This window comes from Bifidobacterium miconisargentati (assembly GCF_019331675.1).
Lineage (GTDB): Bacteria > Actinomycetota > Actinomycetes > Actinomycetales > Bifidobacteriaceae > Bifidobacterium > Bifidobacterium miconisargentati.
In genome coordinates this window covers 1-18,364 of record NZ_JAHBBJ010000010.1, presented here as the reverse complement: position 1 = coordinate 18,364, position 18,364 = coordinate 1, and the positions used below count along the sequence as shown (strand labels likewise).

Genomic DNA, 18,364 nt, shown 5'->3' with positions numbered 1-18,364 from the left:
CATCCTGCAATTAAGGACGAACTTCGTTCGTGTTTTTCTGGCTCGACTGTCGTCTCGCACATTGCCTACAAACAGCTCTGCTGTTTGCCTCACGGCAATGTCCTCAGAGAGGGGAGCCAAGTAATGTCAGTCCTTGACGAACGCGGCGAGGTCGTGGTTCAGCGCCACGCCGGATTCGCGGTCGGTGTACGTCATGTGTCCGGCCGGGTAGATGCGCTGCGTCACACTGCCCTCCGGAGCGTCCATCGAGGCGATGAGCGCGTCCGAGGCGCCGACCGTGGTGATGGTGTCGTAGCAGCCGTTGGCCACCATGAGACGGAAGCCGGCGACCTGCTGCAGGCAGTATTCCAACGCTCCCGCGTAGTCGAACTCGTCGAACGGCGACTTCTTGGCGCCTTCCGGCACGGAATCGGAGGGGCCGCCCACGCTCCAGTCCCAGGAGGACCAGACGTCGCCGGGGGCCTCCACGCGCGTGAGCGCACGGTCCACGCCGAGCAGGTCGTTGTAGAAGCGGTGCGCGCAGACGGCCAGCACCGGGCCCACGCGGCTGTCGGACGGGTCGACCTGGTAGATCGGCGAGGCGGGCGCGGCATACCGGGCGTCGTACACACCCACGACCTTGCCTTCGTCCTCCAGCAGCATCGAGCGGAAGCGGTCCTTGGAGATGTTGAGACGGTTCTTGAGCCATGCGGCGGCCTTGACGCCGGTGAATCGTTCGAGTTCGGCGGCCACGGCCTCGCGCCGGGCCTGCGGCAGTCGGGAGCCGGCGTACAGGGCGCTCAGGTACGGCCCGTAGGCGTATTCGCGCGCCTTGTCCACCGCCTCGCGCCAGTCCTTGGCGTCCAGCGAGCCGCGCTTGTGGTACCAGGCGACCGCGGCCATCAGTGGCAGCGAGCTGGCCGGGGCCACCACCGAACGCAGGCGGTCGTGGACCTCCTGGATGTTCGTGGTGGTGCCCATGAGTACCACGCCGGCGGGCGCGATCTGCGTGTCCGCGAGCTCCAGCATGGCCTTGGCCATGAGCGGGGCGCGCACGGTGCCGTAGCTTTCGCCGAGGATGTACAGCGGCGAGGCCTCGCGGCCTTCCAGCACCATCCAACGGGCGGCCGCCTCGGCGAACTGGCGGGCGTCCTCGCGGGCCGTGTACTTGGATTCCACGTCCACGTCCGACTCGTACCGGCCGTAGCCGCAGCCGATGGCGTCCATGACGATGAGGTCGCAGTCCGTCAGCAGCGAGGACGGGCTGTCCACGAGGTGATAGGAGTCGCGCAACGGCGCGTCGAGGTCGTCGCTGAACGCGGCGCGCTTCGGGCCGATGCCGGACAGCAGCAGCGCGGTGCTGGCCACGATCGGGCCGCCGTTGAACAGCGCCATCACCGGGCGTGCGGGGTCGGGCGAGCCGTCGAACAGTCGCACGAACGACGTGACGGACATGCGGCCCACCGGCCGGCGGTCCTCGTCCGAACGCGGCACGTCGATCAGGCGCACGCGGGCCTCGTAGTCCACCTGTTCGCCGGCTTCGTTGGTGAATGTCAACGTTTTCGCCTGGTCCACGTCGGGCATGGCCGGGCCCGGCTGGTGGCGGGAATCGTCGCTCATCGTTACCTCATTTCCGTTGATTCCGTTGTTCGTTTCGTTCGCTGCCGCGCGTCGTACGTATTACGCTTCATCGCGCCTCGCTGCATGGCGACGGGTTTGTCCGACGACGTTCACTTCCGCAATCGTACGCGGCTTCCCGTTCGTCGGACGGCCGCCGCGCCTACTCCAGCATGCCGTCCAGTCGCGTGAGGGCGAGCAAGTAGAGCTTGGCGGCGGTGAGCAGGTTGGCGGTGTTCACGCATTCGTCCGCACTGTGGGCACCTCCCTCGTCTTCGCCCATGCTGGCCGGTTTGGCGGGGTGTCCGGCCTTGCGGGCGATGTCCTCCATGTACCAGAAGTCGGCGCCGAAGGTGACCGACCTCGGCAAGAGGCGCGAGTGCGTGCCGCCGCCCATCGTGAAGGGTTGCTTATCCGCGTCGAAGAAGTCGTTGAACGCGCGGGTCAGGGTCCGGCATTCCACGCCGTCCGGGTCGATGCGGTAGGCCGGTTCGTCGTGGACCGATTCCACCCGCACATCCCAGTCGGCGGGCATGGCCGCGACGGTCGCGCGCAGTGTGCGTTCGATGTCCGGCCCGTTGCCGGAGACCGGGTATCGGCTGTCACATTGGAGGCGCAAACGTTCGCCGGGCGTTTCGGCACTGGCGTTATCACCGGATGCCTCCGCTCCGACGGATCCGTTGGGCGCACCGAATTCCGCCGAGTTCAGCGGATCCGCGTTCCCGTCGGTTTCCGATACGCCCTCCGCATCCGGCATGACTCGGCCGAGGTTGAAGCTCAACGGCCCGGATTCGTCCTCGCAGGCGATGCCGAGGCCCCTGCCGTCCTTCGACTGGGCGATGGCGAACAGCGCACGGGCCGTGGCCAGTTCGGCGACATGGTCGGGGCCGTCCAGCAGTCCGGATTCGGCGAGGAACCCGGTCAGCAACATGATGGCGCTCACCGTGCCGTCCTGGAAGGCCGCGTGACCGGCGATGCCTTGGGCATGGAGCGTGCGTGCGGCAGCATCCCAGCGGACCGTTTCGCGATACCGTTCGGACGATTCGGCGATGGCAGATTCCACGGCCACACCTGAGATGCCGGACAGTTCGATCGAGGCCTCGCCGGGCACGGCGTTCGCAGCCGAGCCGGCGGCGAAATGCCGCCAAATGCCAGGCGCGGGCACGCTCATCGTGATCTGCAGGATGCCCTTTTGCCCGTAGTTCACGGGGAACGGGCCATCGGTGACCAAGCTGAATCCGGCCGCCTGTTCACGGGCCAGATAGCCGCGCAGGTCGTTCATCCGGGTTTCCTCGCCGCCGCCCATGAGCGCGCGCACACGGTGGCGCATCGGCACGTCGAGATCGCGGATCATGCGCAGCACGAACAGGTTGACCAACGAGGGGCCCTTGCAGTCGTGCACGCCGCGGCCGAACACGAACTCGCCTTCGCGGGTCAGCGCGAACGGCGGGCGCGTCCAGCCGTCGCCGGCCGGTACCACGTCCAGGTGGCCGACCAGGGCGATTTCGTCCTCGCCACCGACCTCCAAATCGAACCGGGAATCGCCGGACTCCACCGCGGCGGACAGTGCGTAACCGCCGTGATTACAGGGCGCAAGGCCCATCGCTCGCATGTCCTCGGACGCTACGTCGAACATGTCCGCCACGGCCGGACCAAGTGGGGTCGGGCGGCCATCGTTCGCGGCACCGCCATCGTCCGCCGCCTCTCCCCCGGCATATCCGTCGTCGCAAATCGACGGCACCGCGACCCATCGTGCCAACGTTCGCTCGAATTCGTCGGCGTGCGCGGCCAGCCATTGGTCGGCGCGGGTCATCAATGCGCGTTCGGCATCGGTCAGTCGGCTCGCATCCACCGCCGAACCGGCCGCCACCGGCATCGTCTCAATACTGCCGCATGTGTCGCCACTCGCATCCAAGGCAGCCGCATCGATAACCCCGGCGGTCCCATCGATCCCGGCACCGCCACGACCAACGCCGGCAGACGGACAATCCTCCACGGCAGTCTCCGCCAACGTATCCTCGGCGACGTCCTCCATCACCCCGGCATCGCTCATCGGGCGGCCCCGGCGAGGCTTGAATCGAGGCTCGGGTCCAGCAGCACATCACGGCCGGCGTCCTCCAGCGAGGGAATCGCGCCGACCAGCGAGCGCGTGTACGGGTCGGTCGGTGCCTTGACGATCTGCTCGGCAGGCCCGCATTCCACGATGCGACCGTGGTGCATCACGGCGATGTCGTCGCAGATGTAGCGCACGGCGGCCAGATTGTGGCTGATGAACAGCATCGACAGGCCCAGCTGTTCGTGGAGCGAGCGGATGAGGTTGAGCACCACGGCCTGCACGGACACGTCGAGGGCGCTGGTGATCTCGTCGGCCACGACGAGCTTCGGGCGCACGGCCAGGCATTTGGCCACGGCGACGCGCTGGCGCATGCCGCCGGAGAGCTGGTCGGGCATCTTGGGCGCCACGTCGGCCGGCAGGTGCACGAGTCGCAGCAGTTCGGCCACGGATTCCTCGCGTTCGGCGGCGCCCAGATGCTCGTAGGTGTCGAGCACCTCGCCGATCGCCTCGCCCACGCTCATGCGCGGGTTGAGCGAGGAGTACGGGTCCTGGAAGACCATCTGCACGATTTCGGCCTTGGCGTGGCCCTTGAGCTTGGCGCGGTCGTGCTGGCTCAGGCCGTCGATGAGGATCTGGCCGGAGTCGAGCGGCTGCATTCCCACGATGGCCTTGGCGAGCGTGGACTTGCCGGAGCCGGATTCGCCTACGAGACCCAGCATGGCGCCGCGCTTCATGGTCAGCGAGATGTGGTCCACGGCGTGCACCACGGAATCGCGCTTTTCGAAGGTCACGCAAGCGTCGCGGACCTCAAGAATCGTATCGTCGCTCATCGTTCCTCCTTCGTGTCCTGCTGATTGGACTGCGGGGCTTCCTGCAGCTCCGCCGCATCCTCCGCGGCTTCGGCCTTGACTACATCGTCCGCGGCGATATCGGCAGCCTCTGCCGCGTCCCCGTCAATCACAGTGTTTTTCACCACACGTTCGGCGGCCTCCCGATCGGCAAGGTCGGCGGACTGGTGCGAGACCAGCTCGTCGTCGATGGTGACCAGCGGGCGGCTCTTGTCCGTGGCGAGGGTCGGAATGGAGCTGACCAGCGCACGGGTGTACGGGTGCTTGAGTTTCTCGGGCGTGCGCAGCAGCGCGGTGTCGAAGATCTCCACGATCGCGCCGTGGTACATGACCATGATCCGGCTGCAGATCTCGCCGAGCACGGCGATGTCGTGGGAGACGATGACGGCGGCCTGCTTGTTGCGGGCGCATTCGTTGCGCAGCAGCGCCAGCACCTGCTTCTGGACCGTGACGTCCAGTGCGGTGGTCGGTTCGTCCGCGATGATGAGCTTGGGGTGGTTGATCTCGGCCATGGCGATCATCGCGCGCTGGCGCATGCCGCCGGACAGCTCGTGCGGGAACTTGCGTTCCGCGTGCTGGGCCGGGTCGATGCCCACGTGTTCCAGCATCTCGACCGCCTGCTTCATGGCCTCCTCGTGCGGGGTGCCGTTCTGGCATTCGAGCACTTCGGCCAGCTGCTTGCCCACGCGCATGGCGGGGTTCAGGGCGGTCAGTGAGTCCTGGAAGACCACGCCGATGCCGGAGAGCAGCTTGCGTTTGTCCTTGGGCAGCATGCCCACGATGTCGGTACCGTCGAAGCGGATGGAGTCGGCGGCCACGTACGAACCGGGCGCGGCCAGGTCGGCCACGGACATCATCGTGAGGGACTTGCCGGAGCCGGATTCACCCACGAGGCCCACGATCTCGCCGGCTTCCACGTCGAAGCTGATGCCCTTGACCGGCGTGTTCCAGCGCTTGCCTTCGGGGAAGGAGACGGTCAGGCCGCGTACGGAAAGCACGGGCGCGGGGCGCGGCACGGAGACCACGGCGGCGTCCGGGTCCTTGGCGCGCAGGGCCTCGACCCTCTCGCGGTGCTGCGCGGTCTGCTCGGCGGCGGCCTCGACCACGAGCTCCATGTTGGTCTTGTCCAGCATCTTCGGCGGGTTGTCGAGCTCGCGCTTGGACAGGGCGGAGGGCAGCGGCTTGTAGGCGCGACGGATCTGGTTGGAGATGCCCTCGCCGAACAGGTTGAACGCCAGACCGGCGAACACGATGGCGATGCCGGGACCCACAGCGGCCATCGGCGAGACATACACCTGGGCGAAGCCCTCGTTGATCAGGCGACCCCAGTCGTAGACGGGCGGCTGCACGCCCAGACCCAGGAAGCTCAGCGAGCTCATGGCCAGAATCGCGCCGCCGATGGACTGCGTGACGTTCGCCACGAACGGCTCGGCCACTTCGGGCAGGATGTAGTAGAAGACCTGACGGCTGCCGGAGACGCCGAACATGCGGGCCGCGGCCATGTAGTCCGCGCCGGCCACCGTGGCGGAGAGCGTCTGCGCGAGTCGCGCGAAGGTCGGGGTCATGGTGATGGTCAGGGCGATGGTGGTGGCCGTGGCGCCGGTGCCGAGCGCGATGACGGTCAGCATGGCGAGCAGGATCACCGGGAAGGCGAGCCAGACGTTGATGATGGACGAGGTCCAGCGCTGGGCGCGCTTGCCGAACACCACCGGCACCGCGCCGACGATGATGCCGAGCACCGCGGAGATGGCGGTGCAGATCAGGGCGGTGACCAGCGAAAGGCGGGTGGCGACCATCGTGCGCGCGAAGATGTCGCGGCCGAGCTGGTCGGTGCCGAACCAGTGCTCGCCGGACGGCTTGTGCAGCAGGATCGCCGGGTTTTCGGTGTTGGCGGCCGCACCCCAGACGGCCGGCGCGATGACGGCCAGCACGATGAGCACGACGATCATCACGCCGGAGACCACCACCAGCGGTGAGGACAGGAACTGCTTGGTACGTTTCATTTCTCGCTCCCTATTCCTTGCTCCGTTAACCCCAAACCAGTCGATCGCGCCTTATCTCGGCTCCCCTTGTCAGGGGAGCTGTCACCGAAGGTGACTGAAGGGTAGTTCCGGGAAATCAGGTCAATCCGGATTAACAGAGCCATTCCTTTCCTTAGCTCAGGCCGTCTCCAGCATGGTCGAGCGACGTTCGAGCAGCGCCACCACCACATCGACCAGGAAGGTGATGAGCAGCACCAGGAAGCCGTAGACGAGGGCCAGACCCTGTACGATGCCGTAGTCGCGAGAGGTGATGGCGGTGGTGAACGCGGTGCCCATGCCCGGCCAGTTGAACACCTGCTCGATAAGCACCGTGCCGGTCATGATCTGGGCGAGCGTATTGCCGGCGAGCACCATGATGGTGGAGACCATGTTCGGCATGACGTGATGCCAGTAGATGCGCATGGGGCTCAGTCGCTTGCCGCGGGCCGTGCGCACGTAATCGTCATTGAGGGTGTGGAAGGTCTGGATGCGGGCGATGCGCGAGAGCATGCAGATCGAGGAAATCGACAGTGCGGTGACCGGCAGCACGAACGACGCCGCGCTGTTCGCCCCGGCCACGGGGAAGAGCTTCAGGTTGACGGCGAGCACGCTTACCAGAATCACGGCCACCAGGTAGTCCGGGATGTTGCCGAAGAAGCCGGTGATGCCGGTGAACACCAGTTCGCTGCCGCGGTGACGGTCGCCCTGGGTGTGCACGGCCATGGCCATGCCGATCGGGATGGAGAAGACCAGGATCACCACGAAGGCGGCCAGGGCGAGCGCCACGGTCCACGGCAGTCGCGTGGCCACGATCTCGGAGACCGAACGGCCGGAGATGATGGAGATGCCGAGGTCGCCGTGGAACAGGCCGGCGATGTACTGGGCGTACTGCACCGGCAGCGGCTTGTTGAGGCCGAGCGTGGCACGACGCTGCGCCACCAGTTCGGGGGACGCGGTGGCACCGAGCGCGTTACGCACCGGATCGCCGCCGGAGAAGCGCAGCACCACGAACGCCACGGTGACGATGACCCACAGGGCCACGACCGTGCGCACCAGTCGCCTTCCGATGAAACTCACCCACGGATTCATGCGACGGTGCGTGCGCTGCTGCGGTGCGGCCGCGGTCGCGGTGGTTGCCGTCGCGTCCGCACTCGCACCCGCGTTCGCCGCGTTCGCGTTGCTGCTCTCGCTCACGATGTGCTCCTTATTTATTATGCGTGTTATCGGAATTAGGTTCGGCTGCTCTGCCAGCGCGGCCCCGCCGCCTCGGTTCCCCTCTCTGAGGACGATGCCGTGAAGCGGACAGTCCGGTGGACTGTCCGTAGGCATCGTGCGAGACGACAGTCGAGCCGGCAGCACGCGGGCGTAGCCCGTCCGCAATTGCTGCTGAGCTGTCGGCGAAGCCGGCTGAGGGGAGTCAATAAAAATCCCCTCAGCCGGCTTGTTTTCTCATGTATTCGCTATCCCCGCTCAGGCCGCCTTGAAGGTGGTCGGCAGGAAGTTGCCGGTCGGGTCGGTGCCCACGGTGAAGCCCTTGGAGTAGTACATGTCCCAGGACTGGGCGAGCGGCAGGACGGTCACGTTCTTCATGAGCTGGTCCTCGGCCTTCTGCCAAGCAGGGCAGGAGTCCTCGCCGGCCTGGGAAGCGGCCTCATCCGCGAGACGGAAGTAGGTCTTGTCCGCGTTGTAGGTCCAGTTGCCGCCGTCCGGCACCACGTCGCCGGAGAAGATGCCGTACCATTCGGCCGGGGTGGTGGCGGAGATGCTGCTGATGAGCAGATCCCAGTCGCCGCCGGAGAAGATCACGTTGGTGTACTGGTCGGACGGGGTGATCTGCGCGTCGAAGCCGACGGCCTTGAGCTCCTTCTGCACCAGTTCCACGCCCGCGGCCACGGCCGAGCCGGCGGTGGAGTTGTACAGGATCTTGACGGTGAGCTTCTGGCCGTCCTTGCTGCGCACGCCGTCGGAACCGGCCTTCCAACCGGCCTCGTCGAGCAGCTTCTTGGCGTCCTTGACGTTGGTCTTGGCCATGGAGGCGGAGGAATCGGCGTCGGAGCAGATCGAGGAGCCGGCGGGCATGATGGACTTCATCAGCTCGCCCTTGCCGGACGTGATGGCCGGGCCGACCTTGCTGCGGTCGATGGCCTCGGCGATGGCCTGGCGCACCTCAAGCGTGCCGGTCGGACGCGCGACGTTCTGGTTGAAGAACAGGGACATCGGCATCGAACCGCCCTTGGTGCCCTTGTAGGAGGTGGTGTCGATGCGGTCCTGGTCGGAACCGCTCAGCTTGACCAGGTTGAGGTCGCCGGAGCCCAGCATGTTGGTCTGGGTGGACTGGTCGGTCACCACGGTGGCCACGATGGTCTTGGGCAGGTCCGTGATCTTGGTGCCGTCGGGCAGGCCGGACTTGTAGGAATCGTTACGCACATAGGTGTACTTCTGGCCGGCGGAGGCGCTTTCGAGCTTGTACGGGCCGGTGCCGAAGGTCTTGGAGTCCATGGCGGACGGGTCCTTCAGGCCTGCCGGGCAGACGATGGGCAGCTGACCGACCTCCTCGGCGAGGAAGCTCTGCGGGGTGGAGGTCTTGAAGGTCACGGTGTTGGCGGAGTCGTCCGCGGTGATCTCCACGCCTTCCGGCACGTAGACGCCGTTGTACTGGGAATCGGAGGCATCCTTGATCACGTAGTCGAACGTGGCCTTGACGTCGCTGGCCTTGAGGGCGGTGCCGTCGGAGCAGACCACGTTGTCCTTCAGGGTGAACGTGGCCTCGGTGGTGGTGGCCTTCCATTCCTTGGCGATGTTGCCGGTCGGCTCGGAGCCGGCGGGCATGCTCAGCAGGGATTCGTAGGCGAGCGTGGACAGCTGCACGCCGTCGCCGGTGGCGTTGGTGATCGGGTTCAGCTTGCCCGGGTCGGACTGGATCGCGTAGTTCACGGTTTCGGGGACGCCGGTTGCCGTGGCGTCGCCTCCCTGGCCGCCGCCGCAGCCCGCCAGGGCCATCGCCATTGCACAGATACCGGCCGTCGCCGCGGTCGCAGTAACCATCTTGCGTTGCATGTCGTACCTTCCTCTCGGTCCGTTTCCATTGACCGTCCGCTCGGACTGCCGCCGACGTATTCAATAGAATGAATATAATGTTATGAATCAATGTGGCGGCTATGTTTCTGCCGTGCAACAAAGACGAAACAGGGACTCAGGCGCGAGGATGCGACGGGCGTCGATTGGCGGAATGACGCCGTTTTTGACGGGTTTTCACTTATCAATAAGGACTGTCCCACTATGTGAGACCGGCGGCAGGTGCGCAGCATGGACGGACTCCTTCATTCCCATATCCACGCCATATCCGTCCCATACCCGCATCATCGCGGGTTGCGATTGTGACGGAAAACGGCCGCATCTGCGCATGACAACGGGGGAAGGCATGCAGTTACCACCGTTTTTGCGCTGCAGACAGGCCGAGACTGCGCGCCACCTTCGTCCGGACGCGCGGATATACCGTCACTCCGCGGCCATAGCAGACAAAAACCGTCACTATGTATGCGGCTGAACGAAGGGTCCGCATACATAGTGACGGTTCAGGACGCAAAATCCTCACTATGTATGCGTCATGCTGGTTCGGCCGCATACTTAGTGAGGGTTGAACGAACAGAAAAGGCGCTATGCCATGCAACCCTTTCGTTGAGCTGCATACACAACGCCTTTGAAAGTCTCTACGCAGAACCGCAGCGCAGCTCGTGAGGATTCACGCGCGCACGATCACGTTGCGCAGCGAGCCGATGCCTTCCACATGCACGATGGCCTCGTCGCCGGGGTCGAGATGGCCGGAGGCGTTCGGCGTGCCGGTCATGATCACGTCACCGGGCAGCAGCGTAGAGAAGCTGGAGATCGCGGCGATCTGCTCCGGGATGCCGTGGATGAGGTTGGCGGTGGTGCCGGACGCCATCGGCACGTCCTCGCCGTTGAGCGTGAAGGAGATCTTGGCGTCACGCCAGTTGAGATCGTCGCGCATCACGATCCACGGGCCGAGCGGACAGGAGGTGTCGAAGCCCTTGGCGCGGGTCCAGGTGGGGTCGAGGCCCTGCAGGTCACGCAGGGTGACGTCGTTGACGCAGGTGAAGCCGAGCACGTAGTCCATCGCGTTCTCGACGGACACGTTCTTGGCGATGCGGCCCATCACCACGGCCACTTCCGGCTCGAAGTTCATGTCCTTGGAGCAGGCGGGGTACACGATCGGGTCGTCCGGACCGATCACCGAGGTGGACGGCTTGGTGAAGATGACCATGTTCTCCGGCGCGTGGGCGATCTCGGAGTGGCCGGCCTCGTGCATGAACTGGGCGTGGGCCTCGTAGTTCTTGGCCAGGCCGTAGACCTTGGAGGGGATGACCGGGGAGAGCAGACGGATGCCGTCGGCGTCCAGCGGGTAGCGGTTGCCGGTGGGCGTGACCTGGCCGCCGGACAGCGGGTGTCCGTCGAGTTCGACGAGATAGTCCTTGCCGTCGGCTTCGTCGGTCTGGACGAAGGCGTAGCGCGGCGAATCATTGAGCGAAAAACGTGCAAGTCTCATGCTGCCTAGCGTACACCGTTGAATACGTCTAATCTTTTCGCGAACGATTCAGCGATGGTTACGTCCACTTGGAACCGTTCCTTTTCTCGGCTCCCTTTGTCAGGGGAGCTGGCCGCGAAGCGGGCTGAGGGGTAGTCGTCCGCGCAAGGCCACACACCTATGGCTCAGCCCGATTCCTTCCTGTTCCCTGACGGTTGCGGCAGACGGTTGCGGCAGACGGTTGCGGCAGACGGTTGCGGCAGACGGTTGCGGCAGACGGTTGCGGCAGACGGTTGCGGCAGACGGTTGCGGCAGACGGTTGCGGCAGACGGTTGCGGGGTCAGACATGTGCTGCTCAACACACTCAAGGCCGTTCGACCAAGCCTACGGTTGAGCAGCACATGTCTGACCCCGCAACCTACCTATTGCGAAATTTCCGCCTATCGTTCGGCCTGGTTTCTAGCCTTCCTGCCCTAGGGAAAGCCATCATTGGAGACGACTGGGGGCGAACCGCTGGAACAGCCCGTGAGCTACTGCTCCGTCCAAGTCTGGTCGAAGAGCGACTGGCCGCTGGCGGTGTGCATGTACACGCGCAGCGACGCCTTGCCGCTCTGCGTCTTGCACATGGTGCCCAGGATGTTCGCGGTGGACTGGTACGTGTCGCCCATTGCGGAGACGGAGGACGCGATGGCGTCGCCCGCCGCGGCGTAGTCGTCGCTCACCGTGTACTCGTAGACGAGCGTGTCGCCCTCGACGTGGTAGCTGAAGTCGATGCCGGAGCCGGACAGCGAGTCGGCCTCGGACTGAATGGACTGCTGGAATTCGGAGGAGTCCACGAACGCCTGCACGGAGTCGTAGACGCCGGCGTCGCCCTTCGAGAGGTCGTCGAAAGTGTCGTTGAGCGTATCGTCCAAGGTGTCGTCGAGGTTGTCGAGATTCTCGCCATTGGCGGAATCGCTGGAGTCGCCGGGGTCGCTGTACGAGTAGTCCGACTTCGCATCGTTCAGTTCGTCCTGCAGTTCGTTCTTCGCGTACGACCAGCCGCCAGCGATGACGGCGATGACCAGGATGACCCCCAATACCATGCTCGCGGCGCTAATGACGATGCCGGCGATGGCGAAGCCCTTGCCCTTGCCACCCTGCTTCTTGATCTGGTTCAGACCGATGATGCTCAGAATCAGGCCAACAAGCGAAACAAAGAACGAGCAGACGAAGCCCGCGATTGCCAGACCGTTATACCGCTGGTTCGCGGCCGGCGAGACTGGGGCGCCGTAGTTGTACTGACCATACGGGCCGGGCTGGGCGTATGGATTGGGCTGTGCATACGGGTTCGATTGGCCTTGGCCGGGCTGGGCGTATGGGTTATTGGATTGACCGGCCTGCCCCGGTTGACCTGGCTGGGAGTACTGCGGGACTCCCTGCGGCGGGACCGCTCCGTATGGAGGGACGCCCTGCGGAGGCACTTCACCGTACTGCGGAACACCCTGCGGAACGCCATTCTGAACCGGGTTCTGCGGCACTTCGCCCGCGCTTTGCGGCACGGCGTTATTCACAAAAGGCGTATCCGATGGCGCACCAGACTGAAGCGGCGTCCCATTCTGCAACGGTTGGGTGACCGGAGAAAGTGCCTCCGTGGGCTGGCCGAAACCATACGTTCCCACTTCCGGCAAGGTCTGCGTGGCTTGCAATGGCTGGTTCATTGACGGCAACGCCTCGGTCGGCTGTCCTACCCCACCCAGAGACGGCAGCGCCTCGGTCGGCTGGCTGGAGCCATACAAACCGGTTTCCGGCAATATCTGCGTCGGCTGTTGCGGGGTTGGACCCGTTTCATTCAGCGCGGCAGAGGGCAGCGTCTGCGTCTGCTGCAACGGCTGCTCGAACGACGGCAACGCTTGTGTGGGCTGTTCCGTCGAACTCGCAGCCGGCAAAGTCTGCGTAGGCTGCTCCGCATTCGATGCGACCGGCATCGCTCCAGTCGCGGCCTCCCCCGACTCCAAACCTACTCCCGCGGCCGGATCCGAAGCCGGCTCACCCCAAGGCACCTGCTCATTGTTCAGATCACTCATCACGACCCCTTCTCATCGCATGCCCTCAGGTAGGACATCCCCCAACGCGCGCAACGCTGTGCGTCAATTCCAAGCGTACTCGCAGATCAACGAAATCGCACCGCATGTCAGACACCGTTCATCACCGATATCGCGGTACTTAACAGCACCGAGCAAAGGCCCGACCGCATCTCATCCGAAACAGACGAGCGCCATCGGGCCTTTTACACGTGCCAAATCAAAAATCAGCACCTACGCAAATCAGCGTCACTTCAGCACGTTGGCCTTCAGCCTATGGAGGAACGCGGCCATATCCTGACGCACCACCGGACGGAGCCCGCCGAATGAGCCATCCGAATAACCATTCGTCACGCCTGTCTTGGACAGCCACGCGATATCCTGCGAATGAGACGTGTTACTGGTCACATCGGTGAACGTCCTTCCGCTGCCCGTAGGCTCACTGGCCTTCAGATATATGGCAAGCCTGTGCAGGAATGCAGCCATATCCTGACGAAGCACCTGCTTTGTTCCGCCAAACGTGCCATCAGCAAAGCCCTTGGCAATTCCAGTGGAATACAGCCACATGACCTCCTTGGCGTGGCTGGTATTCGCGTTTACATCCGAGAACGGGTTCTTGGACCAATCAGGCGTAAAGTTCGGCGATCCGGCCAAACGGTAGAGGAACGCGGCCATATCCTGACGCACCACCGGCCTGCCGCCGCCGAACGTGCCATCCGCGTAGCCGGACGTAATCTTCTGATCAGCGAGCCACAGAATATCGTCATAATGCGGCGTCTTGCCCTTCACCACATCAGAGAACGGCGATTCGCTGGGCGAGGGAGACGGAGACGGATCGGGAGACGGCGCAGGCGACGAGCTGAACTGCACTCTCACGCTGTCCGACCCGTTGGCGTTGCCGTCGCCGATTCCGACAGTCAGCCAGAAATCAACGCCGGTAACATGCGGGGTCTTCAGTCCGCGCGTGATAATCGATTTCAGCGACGCAGGCAATGCCGTGGGACCTACAGTGAATGGGGCCTTGTTCCCATCAGTCGGCACCTCAATCTTGAACATTGAATACAAATTATCCGCGGTCACATTATTAGGATCGTTAACGTATGAAACGCCATCGGCAGGCACGCAGAACGAAGGCTGCGCGGTCAAATCCTTACCCCAATTGATGCAGGATTTGCCATCGACGACTAAAGCCATAATCAGGGATGCATCGGTAGCTTGCACCTTATCCGGCGCCGGATTGTTCGGCGGCAATTCGGCATCCAGATTACGGCTATACGAATACTGCATTTGATCCACATTCTGCGTGGACACAGTCGTAGGAGTGACGGACAAATCGTACAGAGGCTTGCCCTCCCACCTCGTGGCAGCGACAGCCGATTCCGCAACCGCGGCGGTACCGAACAACATACCGCCAGCTGAAATCAATGCGATGAACGCCTTACCAAAACGTTTCATGGCAATGTTCCTTTCATACCTTCAACGAGGCGACACAAGCAAAGTCAAACCCGTCCGCCATCGCACCGGCTCTTTTCCCTCTTCGCCCACCGGCGAGACGAGACTGAAAGACAATTCCCAGTCTTTTTTCAGGATACACCGCCTCAACAAACGAAAAGCAGGAATTATCCCAATGAAAACGCCGCATCCGCAAGGAATTACGGCACTTCGAGCACCAGTCCCCCTCATCGGTACGATGGTTCGCATGAGTCACGCCGCATCATCGCCATCGCCATCATCCGCAACGGTTCCGCAGCATATCCTGGTGACCGGTGGAGCCGGATTCATCGGTGCGAACTTCGCGCACTGGGTGGCCCGCAATCATCCAGAAACCCACATCACCGTACTGGACGCCCTGACCTACGCCGGCAAACGGGAGAACCTCGACGGTATCTTCCCCGACCAGCTCACCTTTGTGCATGGCGATATCTGCGACGCGGCGTTGGTCGAATCGCTGCTCGACCGCACACCGTCGCCAGCATCAGCAGCGTCGCCAGCATCAGCACAGCCGCCAATCGACGCCATCGTGCATTTCGCCGCGGAATCCCACAACGACAATTCGATTCTGGACGCCTCACCGTTCCTGAAGACGAACGTGACCGGCACCTACGTACTGCTGGAGGCCGCCCGCCGGCACGATCTGCGATTCCACCACATCAGCACCGACGAGGTGTACGGCGACCTGGCGCTGGACGATCCGCACAAGTTCACCGAGCGCAGCCCGTACAACCCCTCCAGCCCGTATTCGGCATCCAAGGCCGCCAGCGACCATCTGGTCCGCGCATGGCACCGCACATACGGGCTCAGGGCCACCATCAGCAATTGCAGCAACAATTACGGCCCGTATCAGCACGTGGAGAAGTTCATTCCACGCCAGATCACTAATATTCTGGCCGGCATCCGGCCGAAACTGTATGGTCAGGGGCTGGCCGTGCGCGATTGGATCAACGTCGAGGACCATTGCAGCGCCATCTGGACGATTCTGGTGCGCGGCCGCATCGGTGAGACCTATCTGGTGGGCGCGAACGGGGAACACAGCAACATCGATGTGCTCCGCATGATTCTGGAGCACATGGGCCGCAGCCCGGACGATTTCGACCACGTCAACGACCGTCCGGGCGGTGACGTGCGGTACGCCATCGATGCCACGAAAATCGAGACCGAACTCGGCTGGCACCCGCGATTCACCGATTTCAGCGCAGGCCTTGACCGGACCATCGACTGGTACCGCACGCACCAGGACTGGTGGATGCCGGACAAAATGGCCACTGAGGAGAAGTATCGCCGGCAGGGTCACTGATCCTGCTCGGCTTCGCCCGCCAGCTCCTTGAGACGGTCGATTTCCTTCTCCAGTGTCGCGATGTAACGCGCCTGTTGTTCGATAATGAGATCCTGCGTGTCACGGCCGAGTGCATCACCGAAGGGTGCTTTCGTCCGTTTCTGCTGGCTGTTTTGCTGCGATTGCGATGACTTCGATTCGGCTTTTCGCCTCTCCTCGCGGCGCCATCGGGCGAAGCAACGCTCGATGCGTTTGTATCCCACGAGTTCAGGCGGCAGGCCCGCCTGTCGGAAGATATGCGAGGGCCTCTCGCCCGCGTGGTATTGCTTCATGCATTCCTTGCGGAACCAATCAGCGTAATGGATTCTGGTGGGCGTTGCGAATTCGACCGCCGGCAATGCCGCCAGGTAGGCGATTTCCTCATCCGTAAACGTCTCCGACCGCATGATCCCCCTCAGTACACGGTTAACGGCACAGCAGAAAAGTATGGGTGGCTGGAAGTCAGGCTTTCCAGCCACCCATTATAGATTTCGTAGGTTTCGCCGAGTCCCGGCCCCGGCCGTGGAAGGCTCTGGCTCAGGACTCGGGGCGATCACTTCTTGAGGACGTTGTCGTGCATGCGATGCAGGAACGCGGCCATATCCTGGCGATACACCGGCGTCATGCCCTTGAACTCGCCATCCGCGTAACCCGTCGCGATCCTCTCCGCGGCAAGCCAGCAGATATCATCCCGATGCGGCGTCGACGCCGACACATCAGAGAACGGCACCACACACGCCACAGGCGTGGAACCGCCGCCGTTGCCGCCCGACGAGGAGCCGCCAGCCGACTTCCACTGGGCCTGAAGGACGACAACACCATTCGAATCAGCGGACAAGTTCAAGACTTTCTGGCCATCGGAATACGACGTCTTCCCATCGCCATTCTTTATTTTCCATCCGTCAAATACGTAACCAGATCGGGTGAACGCATTCTTCGCAAGCTGCTGTTTCTGATCGTAGGTGAATTGCTGATCCTTCATCTTGCCGGTACCACCGTTGGCGTCAAAGGACACCACGTATGTGTTTGCCTTCCATTGCGCGTACAACGTCAGGCCATCGGTCTTGTCCAGCGTGACTTCGGTGCCTTCATTGTATGAAACACCACTGCCGTCCGCCACAGTATTCCAATTCGCAAACGTATAGCCCTTACGAGTGAATCCGTTAGACGAGGTCTTCACTTGCTCATTGACCCGACCCGTGGTAGGAGTCATTACGCCCTCGCCGCCGTTGGCCTGATAGGCGACCGTCGTCTTCGGCATAAGAACCCGAACTTTGACTTCGGCAGGAATCGAGGTGCCGTCCACCTCACCGGACAGGGTATACTCCTCGCCGCCTACGGTGTCCGCCCATGTGATGGCGTTGCCTTCCTCATCCTGAGCCGAGTTCCAAAGCACTTCGGCATCGACGGGCTCGGCATCCGGTCGATCAGGGTCAGTGACCTTCACGCTGGCAGGCAATACTGGCTCCTCACCAGCCTCCACCGTAATCTCATCAACCAGCTGAGGCTGCAGACGATGATCAATGAAGTGCGGGGTTAATGTTATGTTGCCAGCAGTGAAACAAAGAAGACCATCCTGATTCTTAGGCCATTGTTTAATTGGCTTTTTCTGACTAAGAATAACTCTATCCACCAAATGCTCGTCTATTGTTCCCTCGAAGTCGCTCTCCCATGTCCAACCGAGGAATTTGACGTCCGACGGCAGATTCTCAAACTCGGGAAGAGTGAACAATCCGACATTATTAGAGTAATATTCGGTATCATGAGGTGGCATTGTTATACCTTTTGGTAGGCTGGACGTGTCATATGAAAGTTTGTGATAAACATCCCACTTCCATACCGGAATCCACTGGTATAATCCTGCCTGCTTCACCGTAACCGTTTTTGAGCTGGGAACAACTACAGCCGTGGTGTTATGGTCACTCGCGCATCCCCCTTCATTTTTCTCGTATGAAGGAGAAGAGCATTGCAATAGCCAATAGGCAATTTTGAAGTCATAGCGAGAATTCTTCTCATATTTGTTATAAACCGATGCTAAATCAGATTGATTGGGCTTGCTGACTTCTTCTTGCCACGGCGCGCGCAACGTATAGGTCCCATCCGCATTCTGCGACACGGATTCGCCATATGCGGTTCCTTTTTCGAGAAACCACATCGGATACGCACCGCCTGGGGTCATAACACCGGCGAAAAACTTCGTATCATCAACAATGCGCTGACGGACACGGAAAGGATTGTCTACCGACACTTCCGCTCCATTTGAATCCATGATACTATATCGATCCATTTGGTCGGGGAAGCGACGTGCCTCACGTTTTTTGAGCGCGTAGGGTGTGGTGGTGCCTCATCGGGAATGAGCGCGAACGGTATCGGTCCTGTTTGGCTTGTCTTATGGAAGACAGGATCAGCATGGCGACGAAGCGGC

Annotated in this window: 12 protein-coding genes; 1 reads left to right on the top strand and 11 read right to left on the bottom strand. The window is 62.6% G+C overall.

The genetic code is table 11. From position 1 onward, the window contains the following. Positions 1-126: 126 nt before the first annotated feature. The 9 genes from KIH81_RS07295 to KIH81_RS07255 form a co-directional block, all read right to left on the bottom strand. On the bottom strand, positions 127-1,599 hold the full coding sequence (locus KIH81_RS07295) for a S10 family serine carboxypeptidase-like protein (protein ID WP_214304763.1): 1,473 nt from the start codon (positions 1,597-1,599) through the stop codon (positions 127-129). Between the two features lie 160 nt (positions 1,600-1,759). Next, on the bottom strand, positions 1,760-3,649 hold the full coding sequence (locus KIH81_RS07290; RefSeq protein ID WP_214304762.1) for a M20/M25/M40 family metallo-hydrolase: 1,890 nt from the start codon (positions 3,647-3,649) through the stop codon (positions 1,760-1,762). Continuing rightward, entirely contained in the window at positions 3,646-4,482 is an 837-nt protein-coding gene (locus tag KIH81_RS07285; RefSeq protein ID WP_214304761.1) for an ABC transporter ATP-binding protein, read from the bottom strand. Before KIH81_RS07285 ends, KIH81_RS07290 begins: the two co-directional genes overlap by 4 nt. Then, positions 4,479-6,503, bottom strand: coding sequence for a dipeptide/oligopeptide/nickel ABC transporter permease/ATP-binding protein (locus KIH81_RS07280; protein WP_214304760.1), 2,025 nt, complete (start codon positions 6,501-6,503; stop codon positions 4,479-4,481). The genes KIH81_RS07285 and KIH81_RS07280 overlap by 4 nt, the downstream gene beginning before the upstream one ends. A 156-nt stretch (positions 6,504-6,659) precedes the next feature. After that, positions 6,660-7,715 (bottom strand): ABC transporter permease, encoded by a 1,056-nt coding sequence (locus tag KIH81_RS07275; RefSeq protein WP_214304759.1) that lies wholly within the window; start codon positions 7,713-7,715, stop codon positions 6,660-6,662. Positions 7,716-7,991: 276 nt separating this feature from the next. After that, positions 7,992-9,566, bottom strand: a complete 1,575-nt coding sequence (locus KIH81_RS07270; protein ID WP_214304758.1) for an ABC transporter substrate-binding protein — start codon at positions 9,564-9,566, stop codon at positions 7,992-7,994. A gap of 697 nt (positions 9,567-10,263) precedes the next feature. Beyond that, positions 10,264-11,085 (bottom strand): fumarylacetoacetate hydrolase family protein, encoded by an 822-nt coding sequence (locus KIH81_RS07265; RefSeq protein WP_109056744.1) that lies wholly within the window; start codon positions 11,083-11,085, stop codon positions 10,264-10,266. A 509-nt stretch (positions 11,086-11,594) separates the two neighbouring features. Next, positions 11,595-13,130, bottom strand: a complete 1,536-nt coding sequence (locus tag KIH81_RS07260) for a DUF4854 domain-containing protein (RefSeq protein WP_236029411.1) — start codon at positions 13,128-13,130, stop codon at positions 11,595-11,597. A 246-nt stretch (positions 13,131-13,376) separates the two neighbouring features. Further along, positions 13,377-14,582: an S-layer homology domain-containing protein gene (locus tag KIH81_RS07255; RefSeq protein ID WP_214304757.1), complete on the bottom strand. Its 1,206-nt coding sequence runs from the start codon at positions 14,580-14,582 to the stop codon at positions 13,377-13,379. 244 nt (positions 14,583-14,826) lie between these two features. On the opposite strand from KIH81_RS07255, the gene rfbB reads away from it, so the two are divergent. Next, a complete protein-coding gene (gene rfbB, locus KIH81_RS07250) occupies positions 14,827-15,921 on the top strand; it encodes a dTDP-glucose 4,6-dehydratase (RefSeq protein ID WP_214304756.1) in 1,095 nt (364 codons plus the stop codon). Here rfbB and KIH81_RS07245 read toward each other — a convergent pair. Both KIH81_RS07245 and KIH81_RS07240 read right to left on the bottom strand, forming a co-directional pair. Beyond that, the gene (locus KIH81_RS07245; protein ID WP_214304755.1) at positions 15,915-16,346 is read right to left on the bottom strand and encodes an HTH domain-containing protein; all 432 of its coding nucleotides are present in this window, start codon (positions 16,344-16,346) and stop codon (positions 15,915-15,917) included. The two genes, rfbB and KIH81_RS07245, sit on opposite strands and share 7 nt — an antisense overlap. 146 nt (positions 16,347-16,492) lie before the next feature. Next, the gene (locus KIH81_RS07240; protein ID WP_214304754.1) at positions 16,493-18,208 is read right to left on the bottom strand and encodes an InlB B-repeat-containing protein; all 1,716 of its coding nucleotides are present in this window, start codon (positions 18,206-18,208) and stop codon (positions 16,493-16,495) included. Between the last annotated feature and the right edge of the window lie 156 nt (positions 18,209-18,364).